This is a genomic window from Desulfomicrobium aestuarii (assembly GCF_055385525.1).
In genome coordinates this window covers 2,939,937-2,961,088 of record NZ_AP042427.1, presented here as the reverse complement: position 1 = coordinate 2,961,088, position 21,152 = coordinate 2,939,937, and the positions used below count along the sequence as shown (strand labels likewise).

Below are 21,152 nucleotides of genomic sequence, written 5' to 3'. Positions count from 1 at the left end.
CCGCATCGCAAGAGGGTGGGCCATGGGGCTCGCCCTCGTCCTCCTTGCGGCGGCCGGCCCGGCGGCGGCGCAGGACCGGTCGGCCGCGTCCGCGGGATTGCTGGCGGCCGTGGACTACCTCTGCACGGAGTTCCTGGCCGGGGGCGAGCCGGATCCGGCCCGCATCGCGCCGGTCCTCGCCCATGTGCGCGCCAACGCCGACGTCGCGACGAGCCTGCCCAGGTACCAGGATGCTCCGGGGGCCTTCCAGGGTTTCCCCGTCCGCATGCCCCTGCGGCGCCTGCTGCGCTACCTCTACAACCCGCAGATCCCCCAAGAGGTCGTCAAACCCTTTTCCATCCGCTCGTCCGTCTGGACCACGCCGGGGGCGGATGAGCGGCAGCGGCGCCTGTGGGCCGACCCTTGGCCACCGGCCGGGCCGGTCGTCGTGCGCGGCGAGCAGTACGACCGGACCACTCCCGACCCGTCCACCGGCGGATGCTACGGCATGACGCTGCGCCGCGCCGTCGTCCTGTTCCCCGAGGAAGGGGCCGTGCTGTCCGTCAGCGTGCAGGCCGGGGATTCGGAGGTCGGCACCAAGGGGTATGTGCTGGGGCGAGACGGGGACGGGCGCTATGTCTATTCCGGGGAGAAGGGGCTGACCAGGGCGGGGCTTGGCTGGGTGTCGTCGCGCATCCAGACCAACGTGTCCGTTGGCGTCTATCTGCAAGGGGAGGGAACGGTCGTCAGCGGGGTCTTCCAGTGGATGCGGGCCGGGTGGTCGGGGCTGTCCGTGGTTCAGGAGAGCCATGTGGCCGCTTCCCTTGAACGCTACAAAAGACTCTTCACCGATCGTCTGGCCCGGCTGCCCGAGCCGGAGACGCTGGAGGCGCTCCATGCCGCGGCCGCAACGGCCTCCGAAGAGGCGCTGCGCGGCCGCGCCCGGGACGTGTTCAGGTGCTGGGCCGAGCGGTATGGCCGGGATGCGCGCAGGGATGCGCTGCGGATGCTGGGGGAGGGGTACGAAACCAGGCTGGACCGTGGCGAGCTGACGGCCCTGCGCATGGGCGAGGGCCTCGGTGCCGCGGACCCGTGCTATTCCGGGGTTTCGGGCGCGCAGACGTCGCGGCTCGTCGCGAGCTTGCCCTTCCAGCCCTTGAGAACTTCCAGATAGGCGGCGAAACGCTGCCGGTCCTCTTCGTTTTCCGCCTCTTTCAGCTGCGTTTCGGCCTTGGCGATCATGACGTCGAGATATTTCGGGTCCGTGAACCCGTGCAGGATATGGCTCATTCGGTTCCTTCGGAGCGCTGTCGCACCCACTTGTCGATGGTTTCGAGATAAAGAAACGTTTCGGTGTTCTGGATGCCGCCCACGGCCGACAGGTCGTCGACCAGGAAGCGGCGCAGGTCGTTGCGCGACGAGACGTGGATCTCCACCAGCAGGTCGAAGCGCCCCGAGACGTTGGCCACGGACTGCACCCCGTCCAGGGCGGCGATGGCGCGCATGATCTCGGCGTTGGCCCGTCCCTCCAGGCTCACGCCCACCGTGGCCGTCAGGCCGTCCTCGAAGAACATGGGGTTCACCGAGGCCGAGATGCGCAGGTACCCGCTTCTGATCATGCGCTCCGTGCGCAGCCGCACCGTCCCGTCGGACACGCCCAGCTTCTGGGCGATGCTCTTGTAGGATTCGCGCCCGTTCTTCTGCAGGGCGTCGATGATCTGCCGGTCCATCTGGTCGAGATTCAAGTCCTTTTCGCTCACGTTCTTCTCCCGCGACGCTCTTACGTGACCCCTTTCCGGCCGGCAAGGTTTTGCGGCGGCCTGGGCAGAGGGTGTGTTTCGTGCATTCAGCAATATATTGTTCTTTGATTTCTTGACAAGAAATTTTATCGCGATAAAATTACGCAAATCGAAATTTATCGGAGGGGAAGGCATGAAACGGATACTCGAGGATCTGGCGCGGCAGACGGCCGAGCTGCGGGACAACGGCCTGTACAAGGCGGAGCGGGTCATCACCTCGACCCAGGGCGCGCGCATCACCGTGGCCGGCGGCCGCGAGGTGCTCAACTTCTGCGCCAACAACTACCTCGGTCTTGCCGGCGACCCGCGTCTGACCGAGGCCGCGCACAAGGCCCTGGACCGCTGGGGCTACGGCCTGTCCTCGGTGCGCTTCATCTGCGGCACCCAGGGGGTGCACAAGGAGCTGGAGGACCGCCTGTCCGAGTTCCTGGGCACCGACGACACCATCCTCTACAGCTCCTGCTTCGACGCCAACGGCGGCCTCTTCGAGACCCTGCTCGGGGCCGAGGACGCCGTCATCTCCGACGCCCTGAACCACGCCTCCATCATCGACGGCGTGCGCCTGTGCAAGGCCAAGCGCTTCCGCTACGCCAACAACGACATGGCCGACCTGGAAGCGCAGCTGAAAGACGCGGCCGATTGCCGCTACCGCCTCATCGTCACCGACGGCGTCTTTTCCATGGACGGCAGCATCGCCGACCTGAAGGCCATCTGCGACCTTGCCGACCGTTATGACGCCCTGGTCATGGTCGACGACTCCCACGCCGTGGGCTTCATGGGCGAGAACGGCCGCGGCACCCATGAGCACTGCGGGGTCATGGGCCGCGTGGACATCATCACCGGCACCCTGGGCAAGGCCCTGGGCGGGGCCTCGGGCGGCTACACCTCGGGGCGCAAGGAGATCGTCGAATGGTTGCGGCAGCGTTCCCGGCCGTACTTGTTTTCGAACACCCTGGCCCCTGTCATTGCGGCCACTTCGCTGGAGGTGCTGAACCTGGTCCGGCGCGAGCCGGAGTTGCGGCAGAAGCTCGTGGAGAACAGCCGGTATTTCCGGAAGGCCATGACCGAGGCCGGGTTCACCCTGGTTCCCGGCGAGCACCCCATCATCCCGGTCATGCTCGGCGACGCGGTGCTGGCCCAGCGCATGGCCGCGCGGATGCTTGAGGAGGGGATCTATGTCGTGGGGTTCAGCTTCCCGGTGGTGCCCAAGGGGCAGGCGAGGATCCGGACGCAGATGAGCGCGGCGCATACGCGGGAGCATCTGGAGCGGGCCGTGGCGGCGTTCGTGAAGGTCGGGAAGGAATTGGGGGTGATTTGAGCGTGGAGGGGGGCTTCGTCGGTGGGGGAGTGTCGGGGGGCCGGGATCGCGGCCCGTCAAAACTCCTTCGCGGGCCTCGTAAGACGAACCATTGCTCCTGTCGGCCCCGGGCCTGAGCTTCGGGTGGGGGGCAATGGTTCGCCTAACGATGCCAGGCTCAGTCAGACAGTTGACGAGCCGCGATCCCGGCCCCCCGACACTCCTTGGGTAGCTCGAAATTTCGTATTTTATTTGGTGAGAGAAGAAAGGAGAAGGTTATGGAAAAGATGAAAGCGCTGGTGAAGGCCAAACCCGAAGTCGGGATCTGGATGGAAGAGATCCCGGTGCCCGAGGTCGGCCACAACGATATTTTGATCAAGGTCGGCAAGACCGCCATTTGCGGCACCGACATCCATATCTACAATTGGGACGCCTGGGCCGAGAAGACCATTCCGGTGCCCATGGCCGTGGGCCACGAGTTCGTCGGCCGCATCGTGGAGGTGGGCTCCGAAGTGCGCGGCCTCAAGGTCGGCGACCGGGTCTCGGCCGAGGGGCACATCACCTGCGGCCACTGCCGCAACTGCAAGGCCGGCAAGCGCCACCTCTGCCGCAACGCCATCGGCGTGGGCGTCAACCGCCCCGGCTGCTTCGCCGAGTATCTCTGCGTGCCGGCCGTCAACGCCTTCAAGGTGCCCGACACCATCTCCGGCGACGTGGCCGCCATGCTCGACCCCCTGGGCAACGCCACGCACACGGCCCTGTCCTTCGACCTGGTCGGCGAGGACGTGCTCATCACCGGCGCCGGCCCCATCGGCATCATGGCCGCCGGCATCGCCCGCTTCTGCGGGGCGCGCCACGTGGTCATCACCGACGTCAACGACTACCGCCTGGACCTGGCCCGCAAGATGGGCGTCAGCCGCGCCGTCAACGTGGCCAGCGAATCCCTGTCCGAGGTCATGGCCGACCTGCACATGGCCGAGGGCTTCGACGTGGGCCTGGAAATGTCCGGCAGCCCCGCAGCCTTCCGCGAGATGCTCGCCCAGATGAATCACGGCGGCCACGTGGCCCTCTTGGGCATCATGCCCGGCGACACGGCCATCGACTGGGGGCAGGTCGTCTTCAAGGGCCTGAAGCTGAAGGGCATCTACGGGCGCGAGATGTTCGAGACCTGGTACAAGATGACGGCCATGCTGCAGAGCGGCCTGAACATGGCCCCGGTCATCACCCACAACTTCGCGGCCGAGGACTTCCAGAAGGGCTTCGACGTCATGCGCTCGGGCAAGTCCGGCAAGGTCATCCTGGACTGGAACGCCTGATGCGGGGCTGTTGACGGAAAGGATACAAAGGCATGGATCCCCGCCTTCGCGGGGATGACGTGTCGGCTGTGCGGGAGGCCGGAGCAGAATCTGAAGCCCTTGGCGCCTTACCCGCAAAGGTTGGCCACCTCGCCCCGGTGTCATTCCCGCGAAGGCGGGAATCCATGCCTTTCCGTCCAGGTCCGAAGCGTCCGCGGCCGCCTTGCCTCGGCGGCCAGGCCCTGACATATGCGGCAGGTACGTACTCAACGTTTCCAAGGAGCCCCCATGCGCCACACCATCTCCGCCCTGGTCCAGAACAAGCCCGGCGTCCTGGCCGCCATGGCCCACGTTTTCGAGCGCCACGACATCAACATCCGCTCCATTTCCTGCGGCGAGACCGAGCGCGAGGACGTCTCGCGCATGATCATCTGCGTCGAGGCGGGTGACGAGAAGGTGGGGGCCGTGACCCGCGAGATCGAGTCCCTGGGCTTCGTCCTGGGCCTTGAGGACCTCTCGGACCGCGACCTCATGGACCGCGAGCTGGTCATGATCAAGGTCCGCATCACCCCGGCCTCGGTCAGCCAGATCCTGCAGATCTTCGAGGTCTTCCGCGCCAACGTCATCGACATGGGCAACGAGACCATCTCGGCCGAGCTCGCCGCGCCCCAAGGCAAGGTTGCGGGCCTGATCCGCACCCTGGCGCCCCACGGCATCCAGTCCCTGAGTCGCACGGGCCTCATCGCCCTGTCGCGGGGGGACGGCTGATGGCCGCCGTGACCACACTCGACCGCATGGTCGAGCTGGTCCGCGCCCGCAGCACGGCCGCGCGCGTGGTCATCGCCGCCTGCGCTGAGGCCAACGCGGTCCTGGCCGGCCTGGAGGCCCACCGCCAGGGGCTGGCCGAGCCGGTCTTCGTCGGCGACGTGGAGCGCATGAAGGCACTGCCGGAGCTGGCGGGGACGGATTTTTCCGGCTTCGAGTGCCTGCACGAACCCGACACGGCCGCCGCCCTCAAGCTCTCCCTCGACCTCCTGCAGGAGGGGCGGGCGGGGTTCCTGATGAAGGGCGGGGTCAAGACCGACGTGCTCCTGCGCGCGGTGCTCGGCCGCAAGCGCGGCGAGGGCCTGTTGAGCCACATCGGCGTCTTCCCCCACCCGCGCGAGGAGCGGCTTCTCATCGTCACCGACGCGGGCGTGAACATTTCCCCGACCCTGACGCGCAAGATCGACATCATCAAGAACGCCGTGGACGTGGCCAAGCGCCTCGGCATGGACCCGCCCAAGGTGGCCGTGCTCTCGGCCACGGAAAAGGTCTCCTACAACGACATGGTCTCCAGCAAGGACGCCGACATCCTGGCCAGGCTCTGCCGCATGGGCATCTTCGGCGACGCCGTGGTCGGCGGCCCCTTCGCCCTGGACATCGCCGTGTCGGAGGAGAAGGCCCGGGCCAAGGGCGTCGACCACCCCGTGGCCGGCCGGGCCGACATCCTCTGCGCGCCCAACATCGTCACCGGCAACGTGCTCTACAAGGCCGTGACCAGCCTCATGGACCTGCCCATGGCCGGCATCGTCGTCGGCGCCGGCTGCCCGCTGGTCGTGCCCTCGCGCGGGGACTCCGACCGCTCCAAGTTCTACGCCCTGGCCCTGGCCGCCTATCTGGCCGGCGCGGACGCGTGAGCACCCGGTTCAACCGTTTCTCCTCCCGTTAAGCGGCCCCCGGGCCGCTTTGTCATTTAATACACTGAAATAATAAGTATTGGTCAGGTTTTGCGGGCCGTTCAACCTTGACTGTCCGTCATGCTGTCTTATCTGCGTGGTGACCCGGAAGCGGTCCGGGACCGTGGAACACATTGAAGACAGGTCACGGAAGGAGGTTGGCCATGACACTGATGAAATGGGATCCTTGGCGGGAAATCGAGGACATGTTCGATCGGTACACCAAGGCCGTGGGATGGCCGCGCGGCGGTCAGGAGGCGCTTGCATCCAGCGACTGGACTCCGCGGGTGGATATTGCCGAGACCGAAACCGAGTTTCTGATCAAGGCCGATATTCCCGGCGTGGAGAAGGACCATGTCAAGGTGTCCGTGGAGAACGGCGTGCTGACGATCCAGGGTGAGCGCAAGACCGAGAAGGAAGAGAAGGACAAGAAGTATCACCGCGTGGAGCGGTTCACGGGCACCTTCGTGCGGCGCTTCACGGTGCCGGACAACGTGGACCCGGACGGCATCAAGGCGGTCTTCAAGGACGGCATGCTGCACCTGCATCTGCCGAAGACCGAGAAGACGCGGCCCAAGGCCATAGACATCCACGTCGAGTGACCATTGGCGGATGACCCGCCCCTCACCCCAAGGACCGGCTTCGAGCCGGTCCTTTCATTTTCGGGAGAGGGCGGCTGTGCGGTCGAGGAGTTCTTCGAGGCGTCCGAGGGCCTGCGCGGCGTGTTCGGGCCGGGTGTCCAGTTCGCACAGGGCCTGCAGCAGCAGCGGGTCGGCGGGCTGGCCGGCGTCGAGTCCCGGTCGTTCGGTCCGGCGCGTGCTGAAGAAGTTCCAGGCCAGAGGCGTGTCCGCGTCGCGCAGGGGCCAGTCGAGCTTGACGCGCAGCAGTTCCGCCAGGGCGGACTGACCGTCGGGCGAGAGGTCGTCCGGGGCCAGCTCGCGGCCCAGGCGGGCCTCGACGGCGCCGAGCAGGGCGGTCAGGAGGCGGTGTTCGGGAATGATCAGGCCGTAGGCGTACCAGTCGTCGACGACATGGCGGACCAGGCGCTTCCAGCGCGCGTCCAACTGGTCGTAGGTCGGGCAGAAGAAGTGCTTGCAGGCCGCCCCGCCGTAGAAGCTCAGGCCCCGCCAGTCCACGCCGGCGTTGCCGTCGGCCAGGGGGTGGAGCAGGCAGCCCACGCGTTCGCCCCCGTCGCGGATCAGGCCGACGAAGACGCAGTGGTGGAAATCTTGGATGGGATAGTCGTCGCCTTCGCGAGCCAGACGCTCCTGCTCGAAGGCCAGGATGGCGTCGATGCTGCGGGGAACCCGTGCGAAGGCTTCGGTTCGCTGGAGCAGGACGGAGCGAAGTCCCTCCCGGGACAGTCCGCGGACGTTGTAGAGCCCGCAGCAGCTGCCGCAGGACGTGCAAGGCCCCGTCTGGCAGAGATATACCCCGCCCCGGACCTGTTCATCTTCGGGAAGAATCGGCATCATGGCCCCCATGTCTGTCTCGGGCGGATCCGCCCTGGCCCCTCCAATCTTCAGGAGCCGTCATGACCCTGCATCGTCTGCATCGCACCCAGACCCTGGCCGTGGACCGCGACACGGCCTGGGCCTTTTTCTCCGACCCGCTCAATCTGGCCGCCATCACCCCGCCCTGGCTGGATTTCCGGGTCACGACCCCGAGCCCCGCGCCAATGTACGCCGGCCAGATCCTGACCTACACTGTCCGCGCCCTGCCCGGTGTGCGGGTGGGCTGGGTCACGGAGATCACCCATGTGCGGGAGCCCGACTTCTTCGTCGACGAGCAGCGGCTTGGGCCCTACCGCCTGTGGCACCATCAGCACCGGTTCCGGTCTGTGCCCGGCGGCACGGAAATGGAGGACGAGGTCCACTACGCCCTGCCGTTCTGGCCCCTGGGCGAGGCCGTTCGGGGGATGGTCGCCTCCCGGCTGGAGGCCATCTTCGATTACCGCTGGCAGGCGCTGGCGGGAATGTTCGGACCGGCCTGAACCTGGGTCAGGTCGTTTCCTGCCGGCAGGCGCGGAGCTTGTCCTCGATCCGCTTCTGGATGATGCTGGTCAGCACCCCCGCCCCGAGGATGACCATGCTGGCCAGGCCCGTGGTCACCTCGCCGCCGGGCAGATGATGCCCCGCGGCCGACATGAACATGACCAGCACCAGGAAGCCGATGGCCCAGAAGGCGGCCGGCTCCAGGTACTTGTACTGCTCCAGGGTGCCCTTCTCCACGAGATAGACGGTCATGGACCGCACGAAGAGGGCGCCTATGCCGAGGCCGATGGCGATGAGCCAGAACTTGTTGGTGATGGCGAAGGCCGCCACCACGCCGTCGAAGGAGAAGCTGCTGTCCAGCACCTCCAGGTAGAAAAAGCCCACCAGCCCGTTCCTCCCCGCCACCGTGACGATGTCGCCGCCGCCCACGATGTGCTTGAGCACGTCGATCAGGGCGTGCACGGCGAAGCCGCTCAGGGAACTGATCATGAAGACGTACCTCTCCGCCGAGGGGAGGAACAGGGTCGTCAGCATGACGAAGCCGATGGTCATGCTGGCCGCGGCGTTCTCGACGCTCCCGGCCTTGACGAAGAATCTCTCGATGAAGGGCAGCCAGTGGGTCTCCTTCTCCTTGTTCAGGAAATAGGTCAGGGCAACCATGAGCAGGAAGGTGCCGCCGAAGCCCATGATGCCCATGTGGCTGCCTTCCATGATGTGGCGGTATTCGTCGGGCTGCGTGGTGGCGATGACCCAGGATTGGGCGAAGGGCATGTTCCCGGCCACGGAGACGATGAGGATGGGGAAAAGGATGCGCATGCCGAAGACGGCGATGGCGATGCCGACGGTCAGGAACATGATCCGCCAGAACGGGCTCATGACCCGCAGCACCGTGGCGTTGACCACGGCGTTGTCCAGGGACACGGACGTCTCCAGACAGGCCAGCAGGGTCGTGGTCAGCAGGAAGGCCAGGCCCATGGGCATCCCCCCGGAGTGGAAGCCGAGGTAGAAGGCGGCCGAAAGTCCGACCAGGGAGAGGATGATGGATTCGAGAAAATAGCTGATGGTGCTGCGCTGTTGTTTCATGGCGGGTCTCCCTGGATCTGTGCACGGCGACGAACGTTCGGGAAGCGGGTAGCTCGCCGCCCCTCATACCGTCAAGACGGCACAAAAAAAAGGGGATCGCTCCCCTTTTCGCTTCGGCTTGGGTTTCAGGATCTCACCATTTCCGCTCGTACTTGTTGCGCAGTAGGATGGCCACGGCGTTCATGGACAGAAGCACCACCAGCAGCACGATGATGCCGGCCGAGGTGCGCTCGGTGAAGGCGCGCAGGGATTCCGAGGACCAGACGTAGATCTGGGCCGGCAGGACCGTGGCCGCGCTGGTCACGCCACGGGGCATGTCCTGGATGTAGGCCACCATGCCGATGATCAGAAGGGGCGCGGTCTCGCCGATGGCGCGGGCCAGGCCGATGATGGTCCCCGTCAGGATGCCCGGCAGGGACAGGGGCAGGATGTGGTCCCAGACTACCTGCCAGTGGGTCGCCCCCAGGGCCAGGGCCCCCTCGCGGATGGAGTCGGGGATGGCCCGGATGGCCGCGCGTGTGGCGATGATGATGACCGGCAGGGTCATGAGCGCCAGCGTCAGGCCGCCCACCAGGGCCGAGGAGCGGGGGAAGCCCATGAAGTTGATGAAGATGGCCAGGCCCAGCAGGCCGAAGAGGATGGACGGGATGGCCGCGAGGTTGTTGATGTTGACCTCGACGATGTTCATCAGCCGGTTGTCCGGCGCGAATTCCTCCAGGTAGATGGCGGCCATGACGCCGGCCGGGAAGCTGAAGGCGAAGGTGATGGCCAGGAGGTAGAGGGTGCCCACGGCCGCGGAGAGGATGCCCGCCATTTCCGGAAGCTTGGAGTCGCCGTTGGTGAAGAATCCGGTGTTGAAGGCCTTCCTGATTTTCCCGGCCGCGCGCATTTCGTCGACCTGGCTGACTTCCCGCGGTTTGAGCCGGTTGGCCTTGCCCTTGACGTGCTGGTCCACCTCGGCGTTGGCCAGGACCCAGAGCTTTTCCGTCTTGCCCATGAGATGCGGGTTTTCGCGCAGATGCATGGGCAGGATGCGGGTCACGCCCCGGCTGACCAGGGGCGCGATCTTCTCGTCGATGGCCGAGCGCGGGTTGTCGTAGATTTCCTGGGTGTAGGTCACCTCGACGGCGATTTCGGTCTGCTGGAAGGCCGTGTAGCCCTGCCGCACGATGTCGGCGAAGAAGATGACCAGGAAGATGCCGGCCACGGAGATGGCCATGTAGGAGAGGGCCTTGAACTGGGCCTCGCGGTTCTTGCGCTTGCGCAGGCTGCGCGGGTCGATGTGGATGCTCATGTTTTCTCCTACTCGTATTTCTGACGGAACTTGCGGATGACGGTCAGGGACACGATGTTCAGGCACAGGGTCAGGACCAGCAGGACCAGACCCAGGCCGAAGGCCGCCAGGGTCTCGGGGCTGTCGAAGGCCTGATCGCCCGTCAGGGCGTCGACGATGCGCACGTTGACCGTGGTCATCCCTTCCAGCGGGTTCCACGTCAGGTTGGGCTGCAGGCCGGCGGCCATGACCACGATCATGGTTTCGCCCACGGCGCGGGAGATGGCCAAGAGGCAGGCCGAGACGATGCCCGGCAGCGCGGCCGGCAGCACGACCCGCTTGATGGTCTCCGACGGGTAGGCGCCCAGGGCCAGGGACCCCTCGCGCAGGCTCTGGGGCACGGAGCTGATGACGTCGTCCGACAGGGAGGAGACCAGCGGGATGATCATGATGCCCATGACCAGGCCGGGGCTCAGGGCGTTGGTGAAATCCGCCTGCAGCCCCACGCTTTCGGCCAGGCGCACGATGAAGGGGCTGACCGTGATGGCCGCGAAGAAGCCGTAGACCACGGTCGGGATGCCGGCCAGGATCTCCAGGGCGGGCTTGGCGATGCGCCGGACGCGCAGGGATGCGTACTCGGACATGCAGATGGCCGAGAAGAGGCCCACGGGGATGGCCACGCACATGGCGATGGCCGTGATCATGAAGGTGCCGGCGAAGAGCGGCACCGAGCCGAAGAGGTGCTGCGCGCCGCCGTCCTCGCCGATGGTGGCCCCGTCGGGGTTCCAGGTCGTGCCCGTCAGGAAGTCCCAGAAATTGACGATGCGGAAAAAGTGGACGGCCTCGAAGACGATGGACAGCACGATGCCGATGGTCGTCAGGATGGAGATGAGCGAGGCCAGCAGCAGGACGCGGACGATGGTCTTCTCCAGGGCCGTTCGCACCCGAAGCCCCGGGTTGATGGCCCTGAGGCCGATCCACATGGCGCCTGCGCCGAGGAGCAGGGCCGTGGCCGCGACCATGGGCCAGGGAACCTCCATGAGATCGAAGAGGTCCAGGACCGTCGCGCCCGCGCTGACGACGACCGCGGGCAGGAGCATCCTGGTTACGGCGTACCAGCCGAACAGGTTTTCGGAGGCTTTGTATCTGGCGCTTTGGTCCTGCTGGGCGCGGATTTTCCTGCGGCCCGCGAGATAGCCGAAGAGCGCCAGGGGCAGGAGGCCGGCGAAGAGATATTGGGCCAGGTAGGTTGTGGTCACGAGATTCCTCGCTTTGTGTCGGTCGCGGCAAAGGGCCGGTCCGTCGGATAACGGCTCGGCCCTTCGGGGACATGGTTGAGCCTGGGGCTTACTTCTTCTTCAGGTCATCCAGGGTCAGCTTCTTCTTGGCCAGCACGTCCTCGCGGACCTTGGCGCGGGCGTCGTCAGGCAGCGGGATGAGGCCGATGCTCTTCAGCAGGCCGTCCTTGCCGATCATCTTCTCGCTCATGAACAGCTCCACGTATTCCTTCAGGCCGGGGATGGCGTCGTAGTGGGCGTTCTTGATGTAGAAGTACAGGGAGCGGGAGATGGGGTACGTGCCGGAGGCCACGCTCTCGGCGTCGGGGGTCACGCCGCCGATGGCCGCGGCCTGGATGGAATCGGCGTTCTCTTCCAGGAAGCTGTAGCCGAAGATGCCGAAGGAGTCCTTGTCCTTGGAGAGCTTCTGCACGATCAGGTTGTCGTTCTCGCCGGCCGGGACGTAGGCGCTGTCCTGGCGGATCTTCTTGTAGCCCTTCTCGTAGCCCTCGATCTTGCCGCAGACCTTCTCGACGACCATCTCCTCGAAGGCGTCGCGGGTGCCGGAAGAGGTCGGCGGACCGTAGAAGACGATCTTGCGGGCGGGCAGGTTCGGGTTGATCTCGTTCCACGTCTTGTAGGGGTTCGGGACTATCTTGCCGTCGACGGGCACGTCGGCGGCTACGGCCATGGCCAGTTCCTCAAGGGTGATGCTCATGGGCTCGTTGTCCTTGTTCTGGGCGATGGCGATGCCGTCGTAGCCGATCATGGCCTCGGTGATGTCGACGACGCCGTTTTTCTCGGCGGCTTCGAACTCGCTGTCCTTCATGCGGCGGGAGGAGTTGGCGATGTCGGGGGTGTTCGGGCCCATGCCGGCGCCGAACAGCTTGTGGCCGCCGCCGGAACCCGTGGACTCGACGACGGGGGCGGGAAATTTGGTGGTGGCGCCCAGCTCTTCGGCCACGTAGCTGGAGAAGGGGAAGACGGTGGACGAGCCGGTGATTTTGACCTGGTCACGGGCGTGGGCCATGCCGCTGCCGACGACCAGCAGGGCCAGGGCCAAAACGGCTTTCTTCAGGAAACGGTTCATAATGGTGCCTCCTTGGCGATGTTTCAAACTTGAGTTTCGCATCATGCGTTGGAGGACTAACTAGGCGCGCAATGTTACAGGATGTTGAGGCGATTGTGACGGAGATGTGACAGCGGGGACGCGAACGCATGGTCGACTGATAACCCATGTCGGGCGCCATGAAAAGCGGGTTGCGGGAAATTGTCGCGTCGTCCGAAAAAAAGCGAGCCCCCGGGTCGAGGGGGCTCGCTTGCCGACTTCGGGACAGGCGGAGGCCGTTTAGCTTGCGGCGCCGGCCTGGGCCTTGCGGCCGTTCCACATGCTGCCGAGGATGATGACGGAGCCGACCAGGAGGGCCAGGCACATGGAGGCGAAGCTCACGTTCTTGAGCAGGCCCAGGGTCGATTCGGGCAGTTCCATCAGGCCAAGCTTGACCAGATAGGTCGGCAGGGCCAGGCCGCGGCTGACGGCGACGATGAGCATGATGGTGGCCATGACCATCTTGATCATGTGCGGCCGGACATAGGTCGTGCCGATGGCCCCGAGCTGCACGCCCAGGAGCGACCCGCCCAGGATGATGAGCACCAGGCGGATGTCGACCATGCCGTGCATGGCCCAGTTGATGGAGCCGCCCAGACCCATGACGAAGGCGATGACGAGCTCCGTGGCCGAGGCCATGAGGCCGGGCACGCCGATGACATAGATCATGCCGGGCACGCCCACGAACCCGCCGACGGCGATGGTGGCGGCCAGAATGCCGGTGGCGAAGCCCACGGGCAGGGTGAACCACAGGGAGATGCGCAGGCCCGAGCGGGGAAAATTGATCATGGGCCACAGTTCGACTTTCTGCAGGCGCTTGGCCAGGGCCGTCGTTTCCTCTTCGCCGCCGTTGCGGGCGCACTTGATGGCGTCTTTCATGACGTAGCCGCCCACGAAGACCAGCACGAAGACGAAGGACAGGCTGACGTAGAGATCCGACCCGGCCTGGCCCCACATGGCCAGGATGATCTGCTGGATCTTGATGCCGACCTGCACGCCGATGCCGGCCGATGCGGCCATGATCAGGCCCATCTTCACGTCCACCTGGCCGTAGCGGAAGCGCTTGATGGCGCCGACCAGGGCCTTGGGGAACTTGTGGCACATGTTGCTGGCCACGGCCACGGTGCCGGGCACGCCCAGGCTCATCATGCCCGGGGTCAGCACGAAGGCGCCGCCGGAGCCGATGAAGCCGCTGACCAGGCCGCCGATAAAGCCGACCAGGAAGAGGAAGGTGATGGCCATGGCGTTGAGGTCGATGAACTTGGTGGGGTCGAGGCTTAAGATATCCATTGTGATGTCTCCTTCGTGACGGGCGATCAGGCGTTGAGGACTGGGCGCTGGGCCGGGCGCTTGGTGGCTTCGACGGTCTTGCGGGCTTGCTTGTGGACCGCGGAGATGCCCAGGGTCGCCCACAGGTTGCTGGCGAACTCGCCGTGCAGGTAGGACACGGCGAAGACCGTGGCGATGGGACCGGCCGCCCAGAAGGAGCCCTGGGCGAACTGGGCCGCGATGGCGTCCCCGTATGCGAAAAATCCCGTGTAGAAGGCTGCGGTCAAGGCGCCGAAGACGAGAGTCTTTCCGATGGGTTTCGATGTCTTTTCAGATGAGGCCATTGTGTTCTCCATGTTGGTTGTATCCGCTTGCAGCGGTTGAGTTGCGTTGGATCGATCCCGCCTCCGGGACGGCCGTCACTTCACCGTGAAAAGCGCCAGACCTGTCTGGCCGAGCACCTGCTCGCCCTCTTCAGGTTCGCTGAGGATGAATTCGATGCGGCCGCAGCTGCGGACGAGCTCGCTCACGGCCTCGTCCACGGTGCCGAACCGCACTTCGTGCTGGACGTTCAGATGCTGCCGCTCAGCGGCCTGGCGCCAGGCGTCGGCGGCGCTGTCCGCCAACTGGGTGAACGACTTGCGCCAATTGGGGTCTTTCTTGGGCAGTCCGACGCTCAGGAAGAGCAGGTCGCTGCCCATCCGTTCCGCCACGCTCAGGGCGTATTCCCCCAGGTGCGAGGAGAAGGTGCAGCCATGTCCGATGACCAGAATGCGCCTGCGCCCCGTGCCGCTGTGCCGGATGACGTCCGAGGCCAGCATATGTTCCCCGGCCTCGGCCAGGGTCACGGCTTCGGTGTAGTCGGCCAGGCGGTCTTCGACGGATTTGGCGCGCCGCAGGCTGGGCGAGCCCGGGTGCAACGTGTTTCGTAACCAGTTTCGAGGCATCTGTTCGCTCCTGCGCAGTTGTGGGCCTATTTGGCGTGGAGCGTGGGACGCGGGCGCTTTTCGACCTGCTTGACGGCATCGGCCTTGACCGCCGTCTGGCGGCTTTCACCCTTGAGCAGAATCTGGGCGTCCTTGGTCATTCCCCGTTCGGCAAAGGCATTGGCTGTGTAGGTGTCTTCAATCGTTTCTCGGATGGTGCTCATTTTGCTAACCTCGCGTTAAAAGTGATGACCGGCCTTAAACAAGGCTCGTGCCAGAACGATTTTTTGCTCTAACATGCTGAAATCAAGATTGTAATTTTGAGTGGAAGGTCGGCGGGGTTTTGTGCGATGTTGCAAATTACAACGCCGCAAACGTGAAATCCATAACAAGCCCGGTTTGCCGGAGGCGCTGCAGATTGTAGCGTCGTTGCAGATTGCAACGCCGGTACTCGAAAGGGCGCCAGGCAGGGGATTGATCGATGTTTTTTCGCAAGCAGGAAGTTGAGGCGCCGGCCCCGGCGGAGGACCCGACGGGGCTTCGGGAGAAATGCCGGCAGGCCGATGTGCCCGAGAACGTGCGGGCGGTGCTGGAGTCGGAGATCGGCCGGATGGAGAAGACAGACTCGTCCGTGGGGGAATACTCCATCGCCCTGAACTACGTGGAGACGATCCTGGCCCTGCCGTGGGGCGCCCTGACCCAGGACAATCTCGACCTGGGCCAGGCGGCCAAGGTCTTCGACGGCAGCCACGCCGGTCTGGGTCAGGTCCGGGAGCGAGTGCTGGAGCATCTTGCCTCCCGCGTGCTGCAGACCAGGCGCCGGGCCTCGCTGCTGGTCGTCGACGACGAGCCCATCGCCCGCTCGAACCTGCGGCACGTCCTCGACCGCGAAGGCTACGACGTGGACGTCGCGGCCAACGGCGAGGAGGCCCTGGAGCTGCTCAGGCGCAAGGAGTTCGACTGCATCGTCACGGACCTGAAGATGGAGCGCATGGACGGCATGCAGCTCCTGGAGGCGGCCCGGGACGTGGCCCCGGATGCCAGGTTCATCCTCGTCACGGGCTACGCCACCGTGGACACGGCCGTGCGCGCCCTGAAGACCGGGGCCGTGCACTACCTGTCCAAGCCCATCGACCTGAGCGAACTGCGCGAGGCCGTGCGTTCGGCCCTGCAGTCCCGCACGCGCCGCTACGCCAGCCGCGCGCCCATCCTGTGCTTCGTCGGCCCCCCCGGCGTGGGCAAGACGTCCGTGGGCCGGGCCATCGCCGAAGCCCTGGGGCGGCGCTTCTACCGCATGTCCCTGGCCGACCTGCGCGACGAGGCGGAACTGCGCGGCCACCGACGGACCTACGTCGGGGCCATGCCCGGCCGCATCATCCAGGCCCTCAGGAGCGTGGGCGTGCGCAACCCGGTCTTCATGCTCGACGAGATGGACAAGATCGGCCAGGACGTGAAGGGCGACCCGGCCATGGCCATGCTCGAAATCCTCGACCCCGAGCAGAACGCCCGCTACGTGGACCGCTATCTCGAAATTCCCTTCGACCTGTCCGAAGTGCTCTTCATCGCCACGGCCAACGGCGTGGAGCGCCTGGCCGGCCCCCTGCTGGACCGCCTGGAGGTCGTGCAGTTCTCGGGCTACTCCGAGGCCGAGAAGATGGACATCGCCTCCCGTTTCCTGCTGCCGCGTCAGCTGCGCGAGCACGGCCTGGTCAACCCGTACCCGGACATCCTCCCTGAGGCCCTGGTGCGCATCGTCCGCGAGTACACCAACGAGTCCGGCGTGCGCGGCCTGGAGCGCGAGATCGCCCGCCTGTGCCGCAAGCTGGCACGCCTGCGCCTGGACGGCGGGGCCGAGGCCGTGGCCGCGCCCGTGGGCGCCGAAGGCGCGGCGGTGCTCCTCGGTCCGCCGCGCTACCGCCACGACGCGGCCGCCGCCGGGGCCCTCGTCGGCACGGCCACGGGGCTGGTCTGGTCCGAGACGGGCGGCGAGATCATCTTCGTCGAGGCCACGCGCATGACCGGGCCCGGCCAGCTCATCCTGACCGGCTCCCTGGGCGGGGTGCTCAAGGAGTCGGCCCAGATCGCGCTGAGCTTCATCCGCAGCAACGCCGTGGCCCTGGGCGTGGCCGAGGATTTCTTCGAGGGCCACGACATACACATCCACATCCCGGCCGGCGGCGTGGCCAAGGACGGCCCCTCGGCCGGACTGACCATCGCCGTGGCCCTGGTCTCGCTGCTCACGGGGCGTCCGGCGCGTTCGGACGTGGCCCTGTCCGGAGAGCTGTCCCTGGTGGGGAGGGTGCTTCCGGTCAGCGGGGTGCGCGAGAAGATTCTGGCGGCCCTGCGCGGACGGGCCGCCATGGTCGTTCTGCCCGCGGGCAACGCGGCCGACGTGGAGGCCCTGCGCGAAAGCGTCGGCGATCTGCCGCCGGTCACGCTGGTCGAGCGGGTGGAGCAGGCCCTGGCCGTGGTCCTGGACGACAAGGGGGGCGGCGCATGTACGGACTGATTTCCCGCTTCGCCAGCGGCAAGATCCGCCGCATCGTCCTGTTCGGGATGATTCTGAGCATCCTCGGCTTCTCCGTGCTGGGCGGCATTTCCTACAAGTACCTGCTGCAGATCGAGGAGGCCCTGGCCCTGGCCGAGGTCGTGGACGACCTGAGCAGCGACATCCTCGAAATCCGCCGCTACGAGAAGAACTACCTGCTCTACATGGGCGAGGCCGACTACGTGGAGACCCTGCGCTACTGCGACAGCGCCCTGGGCATCATCGACCGCATCGAGAACCCCGAGGGCGGGCTCAGCAGCTCCGACCGCGAGGGGCGCGCGACGCTGCTCGAACTGCGGCAGGACCTGAGCTCGTACAAGGAGACCTTCGCCGGGCTGAGAACCGACGGCAATGCGCACGCCATGACCCAGGCCTCGGCGTCCGACCCGCGCCTGCGCGACCAGGGCAAGGACCTCGTGGACCTGGTCCACCGCTTCGTGGCCACCCAGCGGGCCAGAATCCTGGGCATCGTCGCGACCCTCAAGCACCAGCTGGTGCTGGCCATCGCCGTCTTCACCGGCGTGGCGGCGTTCTTCTCCTGGCTCGTGGGGCGGCGCATCTTCGGGGCCCTAGGCGTCATCGAGCATTCGGCACGGCAGATCGTGCAGGGCAACTTCGAGGCCCTGCCCCTGCCCGACACCAGCGACGAAACCCGCGGCGTGGTCGAGGCCTTCAACCACATGATCGTCGAACTGGACCGCAGGCAGAGCCAGCTCCTGCAGGAGAAGAAGCTCGCCTCCCTGGGCGTGCTGACCTCGGGCATCGCCCACCAGCTGAACAACCCCCTGAACAACATCTCCACGTCCTGCCAGATCCTGCAGGAGGACCTGGACGCGCCGCAGCCGCCGGACCCCGCCCTGACCCGCCATATGCTCGACAACATCTACCAGGAGGTCAGCCGCTCGCGGGACATCGTCAAGGGCCTCCTGGAGTTCGCGCGGGAGACGGATTTCTGCCTGAAGTCCGTGCCGTTGCACCAGGTCGTGCAGCGGGCCGTGAGCCTGGTGTCGAGCGAGGTGCCCGCGGGCGTGAACATCGTCACGGACATCCCGCCGGACATCGAGCTGCTCCTGGACGGGCAGCGCTTCCAGGAAGTGCTCCTCAACCTGATGATCAACGCCATCCAGGCCATCACGCCGCCCGGCACCATCACCCTGGCCGCGCGCAGGGACCCGGCCGCGCCCCTGGCGGTGCTGGAGGTCCGGGACACGGGCGCCGGCATCCCGCGCGAGCACATGGGGCGCATCTTCGACCCGTTCTTCACCCTCAAGGAGACGGGCACGGGCCTCGGCCTGGCCGTGGTCTTCGGCATCATCAAGAAGCACGGGGGTTCCATCGGGGTCGAGAGCGAGCCGGGCCGCGGCACGTGCTTCACCGTCCGGTTGCCCCTGGCCGGTGTCGCCGGGGGCGCGCTGTGAGCGCGGGACGCGCGGCCGCACCGGGCGGGGGAGTTGCGGGGGAGGAGCGGGCCGCGCGGATTCTCGTGGTCGACGACGAGGTCATCTCCCGCGACAACCTGGCCCTGGCCCTGGCCCGGCAGGGGCACGAGACCGTCACGGCCGGAGGCGGGGAGGAGGCGCTGGGGCTTCTGCAGGGCGCCGACTTCGACCTCATCCTGACGGACCTCATGATGGAGGGCATGGACGGTCTGGCCCTGCTGAAGGCCGTCAAGGAGCGGCACCCGGACATCGAGGTCGTGGTCATCACCGGCTACCCCACCGTGGACACGGCCGTCGAGGCCATGCGCGCCGGGGCCTACGACTATCTGGCCAAGCCCTACCGCCTCGACGAGGCCCGGCTTCTGGTGCGCAGGGCCCTGGAGAAGCGCCGCCTGCGCCTTGAGGTCGCCCGCCTGCGCGAGCAGCTCAAGGACCGGACCCTGCCCGTGCCGCTCCTGGGCGAGGCCCCGTGCATGCGCGAACTCAAAGGCACCATCGTGCGCATCGCCCCGTCCGACGTGACGGTGCTTATCCTCGGCGAGACGGGCACGGGCAAGGAGGTGGCGGCGCGCATGGTCCATCTCTTCAGCCGCCGCTCCGAGGCCCGCTTCCTGGCCATCAACTGCGGCGCCTTCAACGAGGAGCTGCTGGAAAGCGAGCTGTTCGGGCACGAGCAGGGCGCGTTCTCGGGCGCCACGAGGCAGAAGAAGGGACTGTTCGAGGCCGCCGAAGGGGGCACGCTCTTTCTCGACGAGGTGGGGGAGATGTCTCTGGCCATGCAGGTCAAGCTGCTGCGGGCCGTGCAGGAGCGCTCGATCCGCCGCGTCGGCGGCACTGCGGACATCCCCGTCGACGTGCGTCTCGTGGCCGCGACCAACAAGGACCTGCGTACCGAGGTAGAGGCCGGGCGTTTCCGGCAGGACCTCTATTTCCGGCTGAACGTCCTGGTCCTGCGCATGCCGCCCCTGGCGCAGCGCCTGGAGGACCTGCCGCTGCTGGCGCACTTCTTCGCCGAGAAGACGGCCAGGGAGAGCGGGCGGCCCGCGCCGCGCGTCTCGGCCGAGGTGCTCGACATCCTGTCGCGCTACGCCTTTCCTGGCAACGTGCGCGAACTGCAAAACATCATCGAGCGCGCGGCGGTATTCTGCACGGGTGACGAGATTCTGCCGGCCCACCTGTCGCCCGAGCTGCTCGAAGCCCCGCGCCACCTGGTCAGGGCCGGCGAGCGCCAGCCCATGACCCTGGAGGAGTGCGAGCGGGAGCAGATCGAGTGGACGCTGGCCCATGTCGACGGCAACCGCACCGCTGCCGCGCGGCTCCTGGGCATCGACCGGGCCTCCCTGTGGCGGAAGATGAAGCGTTTCGGTCTGCAGGCGGACGTGTGACCCGGTCCGTCGAGGATTGCGCCGGGTTCTGCCGGGACTGCGGGCGGGAGCACGTCCTGCCCGCGGCTCCCGCGATGCCGCATGCCCTGGCTCTCATGGCGGAAATGGAGGCGCGGGGGAGCATCGCTGCGCCGGGCTGCGACGACCCGCGCCTGGGCCTCGACTACCTCTTCGGGCCGGCCCGCGGCCAGATGTTCGGGGTGCTGGTCTGTCAGGATGGACGGGGGAACGAGCGGGTGCTCAAGGCCTTCTCCGGACAGTACAACGGCGTCTGGGAGGTGCCGGGCTGGGTGCCGCCCATCGTCGACCCGGCACGGTTCCAGAGCACGATCCGTGACGACGAGCCGCGCATCAAGGCCCTGACAGCCCGCATCGCCGCCCTCTCGCCCGAAGACCCTCTGCGCCGCGATCTCCTGGCCGAACGTCGGGCTCTGTCCGCCGGCCTGATGGAACGCATCTTCGACCTCTACCGCCCGGCCAATTTTCGGGGGCAGAGTCGCGCCCTGCGCGATGTCTTCCTCGGCCGGGCCATGCCCACGGGCACCGGCGAGTGCTGCGCGCCCAAGCTCCTGCATCACGCCGCCCTGCACGGCCTCGTCCCCATGGCCCTGGCCGAGTTCTACGTCGGCCGGGAGAACCTGTCGGGCACCCGGACCCACGGCCGCTTCTGCGCGCCGTGCGCGGAAAAATGCCGTCCCATCCTCGGCTTCATGCTCTGCGGCATCGATGAGCTGCGCTTCGGCGCCGCCACTCCATAACAGA

Annotated in this window: 22 protein-coding genes; 11 read left to right on the top strand and 11 right to left on the bottom strand. The window is 66.6% G+C overall.

All coding sequences use genetic code 11. The annotated features are described in order from the left end of the window. Positions 1 to 22: 22 nt before the first annotated feature. A complete protein-coding gene (locus tag ACZ5AC_RS13565) occupies positions 23 to 1,153 on the top strand; it encodes a hypothetical protein (protein ID WP_464248132.1) in 1,131 nt (376 codons plus the stop codon). On the opposite strand, the gene ACZ5AC_RS13560 is transcribed toward ACZ5AC_RS13565, so the two are convergent. After that, a complete protein-coding gene (locus tag ACZ5AC_RS13560; RefSeq protein ID WP_464248131.1) occupies positions 1,075 to 1,269 on the bottom strand; it encodes a hypothetical protein in 195 nt (64 codons plus the stop codon). The two genes, ACZ5AC_RS13565 and ACZ5AC_RS13560, sit on opposite strands and share 79 nt — an antisense overlap. Continuing rightward, positions 1,266 to 1,739, bottom strand: coding sequence for an Lrp/AsnC family transcriptional regulator (locus ACZ5AC_RS13555; protein ID WP_464248130.1), 474 nt, complete (start codon positions 1,737 to 1,739; stop codon positions 1,266 to 1,268). The genes ACZ5AC_RS13560 and ACZ5AC_RS13555 overlap by 4 nt, the downstream gene beginning before the upstream one ends. A gap of 172 nt (positions 1,740 to 1,911) precedes the next feature. Here ACZ5AC_RS13555 and ACZ5AC_RS13550 point away from each other — a divergent pair, with 172 nt between their 5' ends. The 5 genes from ACZ5AC_RS13550 (at position 1,912) to ACZ5AC_RS13530 (ending at position 6,690) form a co-directional block, all read left to right on the top strand. Further along, complete coding sequence (locus tag ACZ5AC_RS13550; RefSeq protein ID WP_464248129.1) at positions 1,912 to 3,096, top strand: glycine C-acetyltransferase; 1,185 nt, start codon at positions 1,912 to 1,914, stop codon at positions 3,094 to 3,096. A gap of 257 nt (positions 3,097 to 3,353) precedes the next feature. After that, entirely contained in the window at positions 3,354 to 4,391 is a 1,038-nt protein-coding gene (tdh, locus tag ACZ5AC_RS13545) for an L-threonine 3-dehydrogenase (protein ID WP_464248128.1), read from the top strand. A 267-nt stretch (positions 4,392 to 4,658) separates the two neighbouring features. Further along, the gene (ilvN, locus tag ACZ5AC_RS13540; RefSeq protein WP_464248127.1) at positions 4,659 to 5,138 is read left to right on the top strand and encodes an acetolactate synthase small subunit; all 480 of its coding nucleotides are present in this window, start codon (positions 4,659 to 4,661) and stop codon (positions 5,136 to 5,138) included. Beyond that, a complete protein-coding gene (locus ACZ5AC_RS13535) occupies positions 5,138 to 6,049 on the top strand; it encodes a phosphate acyltransferase (protein ID WP_464248126.1) in 912 nt (303 codons plus the stop codon). The genes ilvN and ACZ5AC_RS13535 overlap by 1 nt, the downstream gene beginning before the upstream one ends. Before the next feature lie 203 nt (positions 6,050 to 6,252). After that, on the top strand, positions 6,253 to 6,690 hold the full coding sequence (locus ACZ5AC_RS13530) for an Hsp20/alpha crystallin family protein (RefSeq protein WP_464248125.1): 438 nt from the start codon (positions 6,253 to 6,255) through the stop codon (positions 6,688 to 6,690). Between the two features lie 54 nt (positions 6,691 to 6,744). Here the strand turns inward: ACZ5AC_RS13530 and ACZ5AC_RS13525 are convergent, their stop codons facing one another. Continuing rightward, positions 6,745 to 7,560, bottom strand: coding sequence for a hypothetical protein (locus ACZ5AC_RS13525; protein WP_464248124.1), 816 nt, complete (start codon positions 7,558 to 7,560; stop codon positions 6,745 to 6,747). Positions 7,561 to 7,622: 62 nt separating this feature from the next. Between ACZ5AC_RS13525 and ACZ5AC_RS13520 the strand changes: the two genes are divergently transcribed. After that, complete coding sequence (locus ACZ5AC_RS13520) at positions 7,623 to 8,081, top strand: SRPBCC family protein (RefSeq protein WP_464248123.1); 459 nt, start codon at positions 7,623 to 7,625, stop codon at positions 8,079 to 8,081. Between the two features lie 7 nt (positions 8,082 to 8,088). On the opposite strand, the gene ACZ5AC_RS13515 is transcribed toward ACZ5AC_RS13520, so the two are convergent. The 8 genes from ACZ5AC_RS13515 to ACZ5AC_RS13480 form a co-directional block, all read right to left on the bottom strand. After that, on the bottom strand, positions 8,089 to 9,165 hold the full coding sequence (locus ACZ5AC_RS13515; protein WP_464248122.1) for a DUF475 domain-containing protein: 1,077 nt from the start codon (positions 9,163 to 9,165) through the stop codon (positions 8,089 to 8,091). Positions 9,166 to 9,298: 133 nt separating this feature from the next. After that, positions 9,299 to 10,459 carry a phosphate ABC transporter permease PstA gene (gene pstA / locus ACZ5AC_RS13510; RefSeq protein ID WP_464248121.1) on the bottom strand — a complete coding sequence of 387 codons (1,161 nt, stop codon included), beginning with the start codon at positions 10,457 to 10,459 and terminating at the stop codon, positions 9,299 to 9,301. An 8-nt stretch (positions 10,460 to 10,467) separates the two neighbouring features. Beyond that, positions 10,468 to 11,697, bottom strand: coding sequence for a phosphate ABC transporter permease subunit PstC (gene pstC / locus ACZ5AC_RS13505; RefSeq protein WP_464248120.1), 1,230 nt, complete (start codon positions 11,695 to 11,697; stop codon positions 10,468 to 10,470). 88 nt (positions 11,698 to 11,785) lie between these two features. Further along, positions 11,786 to 12,805, bottom strand: coding sequence for a PstS family phosphate ABC transporter substrate-binding protein (locus ACZ5AC_RS13500; RefSeq protein ID WP_464248119.1), 1,020 nt, complete (start codon positions 12,803 to 12,805; stop codon positions 11,786 to 11,788). Positions 12,806 to 13,063: 258 nt separating this feature from the next. Next, positions 13,064 to 14,113, bottom strand: coding sequence for a sulfite exporter TauE/SafE family protein (locus tag ACZ5AC_RS13495; RefSeq protein ID WP_464248118.1), 1,050 nt, complete (start codon positions 14,111 to 14,113; stop codon positions 13,064 to 13,066). 26 nt (positions 14,114 to 14,139) lie between these two features. Next, positions 14,140 to 14,436: a hypothetical protein gene (locus tag ACZ5AC_RS13490; protein WP_464248117.1), complete on the bottom strand. Its 297-nt coding sequence runs from the start codon at positions 14,434 to 14,436 to the stop codon at positions 14,140 to 14,142. A gap of 75 nt (positions 14,437 to 14,511) precedes the next feature. Continuing rightward, positions 14,512 to 15,039, bottom strand: a complete 528-nt coding sequence (locus tag ACZ5AC_RS13485; protein ID WP_464248116.1) for a hypothetical protein — start codon at positions 15,037 to 15,039, stop codon at positions 14,512 to 14,514. Positions 15,040 to 15,065: 26 nt separating this feature from the next. After that, positions 15,066 to 15,242, bottom strand: coding sequence for a hypothetical protein (locus ACZ5AC_RS13480; protein WP_464248115.1), 177 nt, complete (start codon positions 15,240 to 15,242; stop codon positions 15,066 to 15,068). 257 nt (positions 15,243 to 15,499) lie between these two features. Here ACZ5AC_RS13480 and ACZ5AC_RS13475 point away from each other — a divergent pair, with 257 nt between their 5' ends. From ACZ5AC_RS13475 to ACZ5AC_RS13460, 4 genes are read left to right on the top strand one after another with little or no spacing between them, the layout of a single operon-like run. Next, on the top strand, positions 15,500 to 17,527 hold the full coding sequence (locus ACZ5AC_RS13475) for a S16 family serine protease (protein ID WP_464248114.1): 2,028 nt from the start codon (positions 15,500 to 15,502) through the stop codon (positions 17,525 to 17,527). After that, positions 17,515 to 18,984, top strand: coding sequence for a sensor histidine kinase (locus ACZ5AC_RS13470; RefSeq protein ID WP_464248113.1), 1,470 nt, complete (start codon positions 17,515 to 17,517; stop codon positions 18,982 to 18,984). The genes ACZ5AC_RS13475 and ACZ5AC_RS13470 overlap by 13 nt, the downstream gene beginning before the upstream one ends. Further along, positions 18,981 to 20,390 (top strand): sigma-54-dependent transcriptional regulator, encoded by a 1,410-nt coding sequence (locus tag ACZ5AC_RS13465; RefSeq protein ID WP_464248112.1) that lies wholly within the window; start codon positions 18,981 to 18,983, stop codon positions 20,388 to 20,390. Before ACZ5AC_RS13470 ends, ACZ5AC_RS13465 begins: the two co-directional genes overlap by 4 nt. After that, entirely contained in the window at positions 20,387 to 21,148 is a 762-nt protein-coding gene (locus ACZ5AC_RS13460; protein WP_464248111.1) for a hypothetical protein, read from the top strand. Before ACZ5AC_RS13465 ends, ACZ5AC_RS13460 begins: the two co-directional genes overlap by 4 nt. The last annotated feature ends 4 nt before the right edge of the window (positions 21,149 to 21,152 follow it).

What these genes read in the sequence shown, in the direction of transcription:
- ACZ5AC_RS13500 (WP_464248119.1), bottom strand. Translation starts at nt 12,805, where the DNA reads ATGAACCGTTTCCTGAAGAAAGCCGTTTTGGCCCTGGCCCTGCTGGTC.
- tdh (WP_464248128.1), top strand. Translation starts at nt 3,354, where the DNA reads ATGGAAAAGATGAAAGCGCTGGTGAAGGCCAAACCCGAAGTCGGGATC.
- ACZ5AC_RS13565 (WP_464248132.1), top strand. Translation starts at nt 23, where the DNA reads ATGGGGCTCGCCCTCGTCCTCCTTGCGGCGGCCGGCCCGGCGGCGGCG.
- ACZ5AC_RS13475 (WP_464248114.1), top strand. Translation starts at nt 15,500, where the DNA reads ATGTTTTTTCGCAAGCAGGAAGTTGAGGCGCCGGCCCCGGCGGAGGAC.
- ACZ5AC_RS13530 (WP_464248125.1), top strand. Translation starts at nt 6,253, where the DNA reads ATGACACTGATGAAATGGGATCCTTGGCGGGAAATCGAGGACATGTTC.
- ACZ5AC_RS13495 (WP_464248118.1), bottom strand. Translation starts at nt 14,113, where the DNA reads ATGGATATCTTAAGCCTCGACCCCACCAAGTTCATCGACCTCAACGCC.
- ACZ5AC_RS13550 (WP_464248129.1), top strand. Translation starts at nt 1,912, where the DNA reads ATGAAACGGATACTCGAGGATCTGGCGCGGCAGACGGCCGAGCTGCGG.
- ACZ5AC_RS13560 (WP_464248131.1), bottom strand. Translation starts at nt 1,269, where the DNA reads ATGAGCCATATCCTGCACGGGTTCACGGACCCGAAATATCTCGACGTC.
- pstA (WP_464248121.1), bottom strand. Translation starts at nt 10,459, where the DNA reads ATGAGCATCCACATCGACCCGCGCAGCCTGCGCAAGCGCAAGAACCGC.
- ACZ5AC_RS13470 (WP_464248113.1), top strand. Translation starts at nt 17,515, where the DNA reads ATGTACGGACTGATTTCCCGCTTCGCCAGCGGCAAGATCCGCCGCATC.
- ACZ5AC_RS13520 (WP_464248123.1), top strand. Translation starts at nt 7,623, where the DNA reads ATGACCCTGCATCGTCTGCATCGCACCCAGACCCTGGCCGTGGACCGC.
- ilvN (WP_464248127.1), top strand. Translation starts at nt 4,659, where the DNA reads ATGCGCCACACCATCTCCGCCCTGGTCCAGAACAAGCCCGGCGTCCTG.
- ACZ5AC_RS13535 (WP_464248126.1), top strand. Translation starts at nt 5,138, where the DNA reads ATGGCCGCCGTGACCACACTCGACCGCATGGTCGAGCTGGTCCGCGCC.
- ACZ5AC_RS13480 (WP_464248115.1), bottom strand. Translation starts at nt 15,242, where the DNA reads ATGAGCACCATCCGAGAAACGATTGAAGACACCTACACAGCCAATGCC.
- ACZ5AC_RS13515 (WP_464248122.1), bottom strand. Translation starts at nt 9,165, where the DNA reads ATGAAACAACAGCGCAGCACCATCAGCTATTTTCTCGAATCCATCATC.
- ACZ5AC_RS13525 (WP_464248124.1), bottom strand. Translation starts at nt 7,560, where the DNA reads ATGCCGATTCTTCCCGAAGATGAACAGGTCCGGGGCGGGGTATATCTC.
- ACZ5AC_RS13485 (WP_464248116.1), bottom strand. Translation starts at nt 15,039, where the DNA reads ATGCCTCGAAACTGGTTACGAAACACGTTGCACCCGGGCTCGCCCAGC.
- ACZ5AC_RS13490 (WP_464248117.1), bottom strand. Translation starts at nt 14,436, where the DNA reads ATGGCCTCATCTGAAAAGACATCGAAACCCATCGGAAAGACTCTCGTC.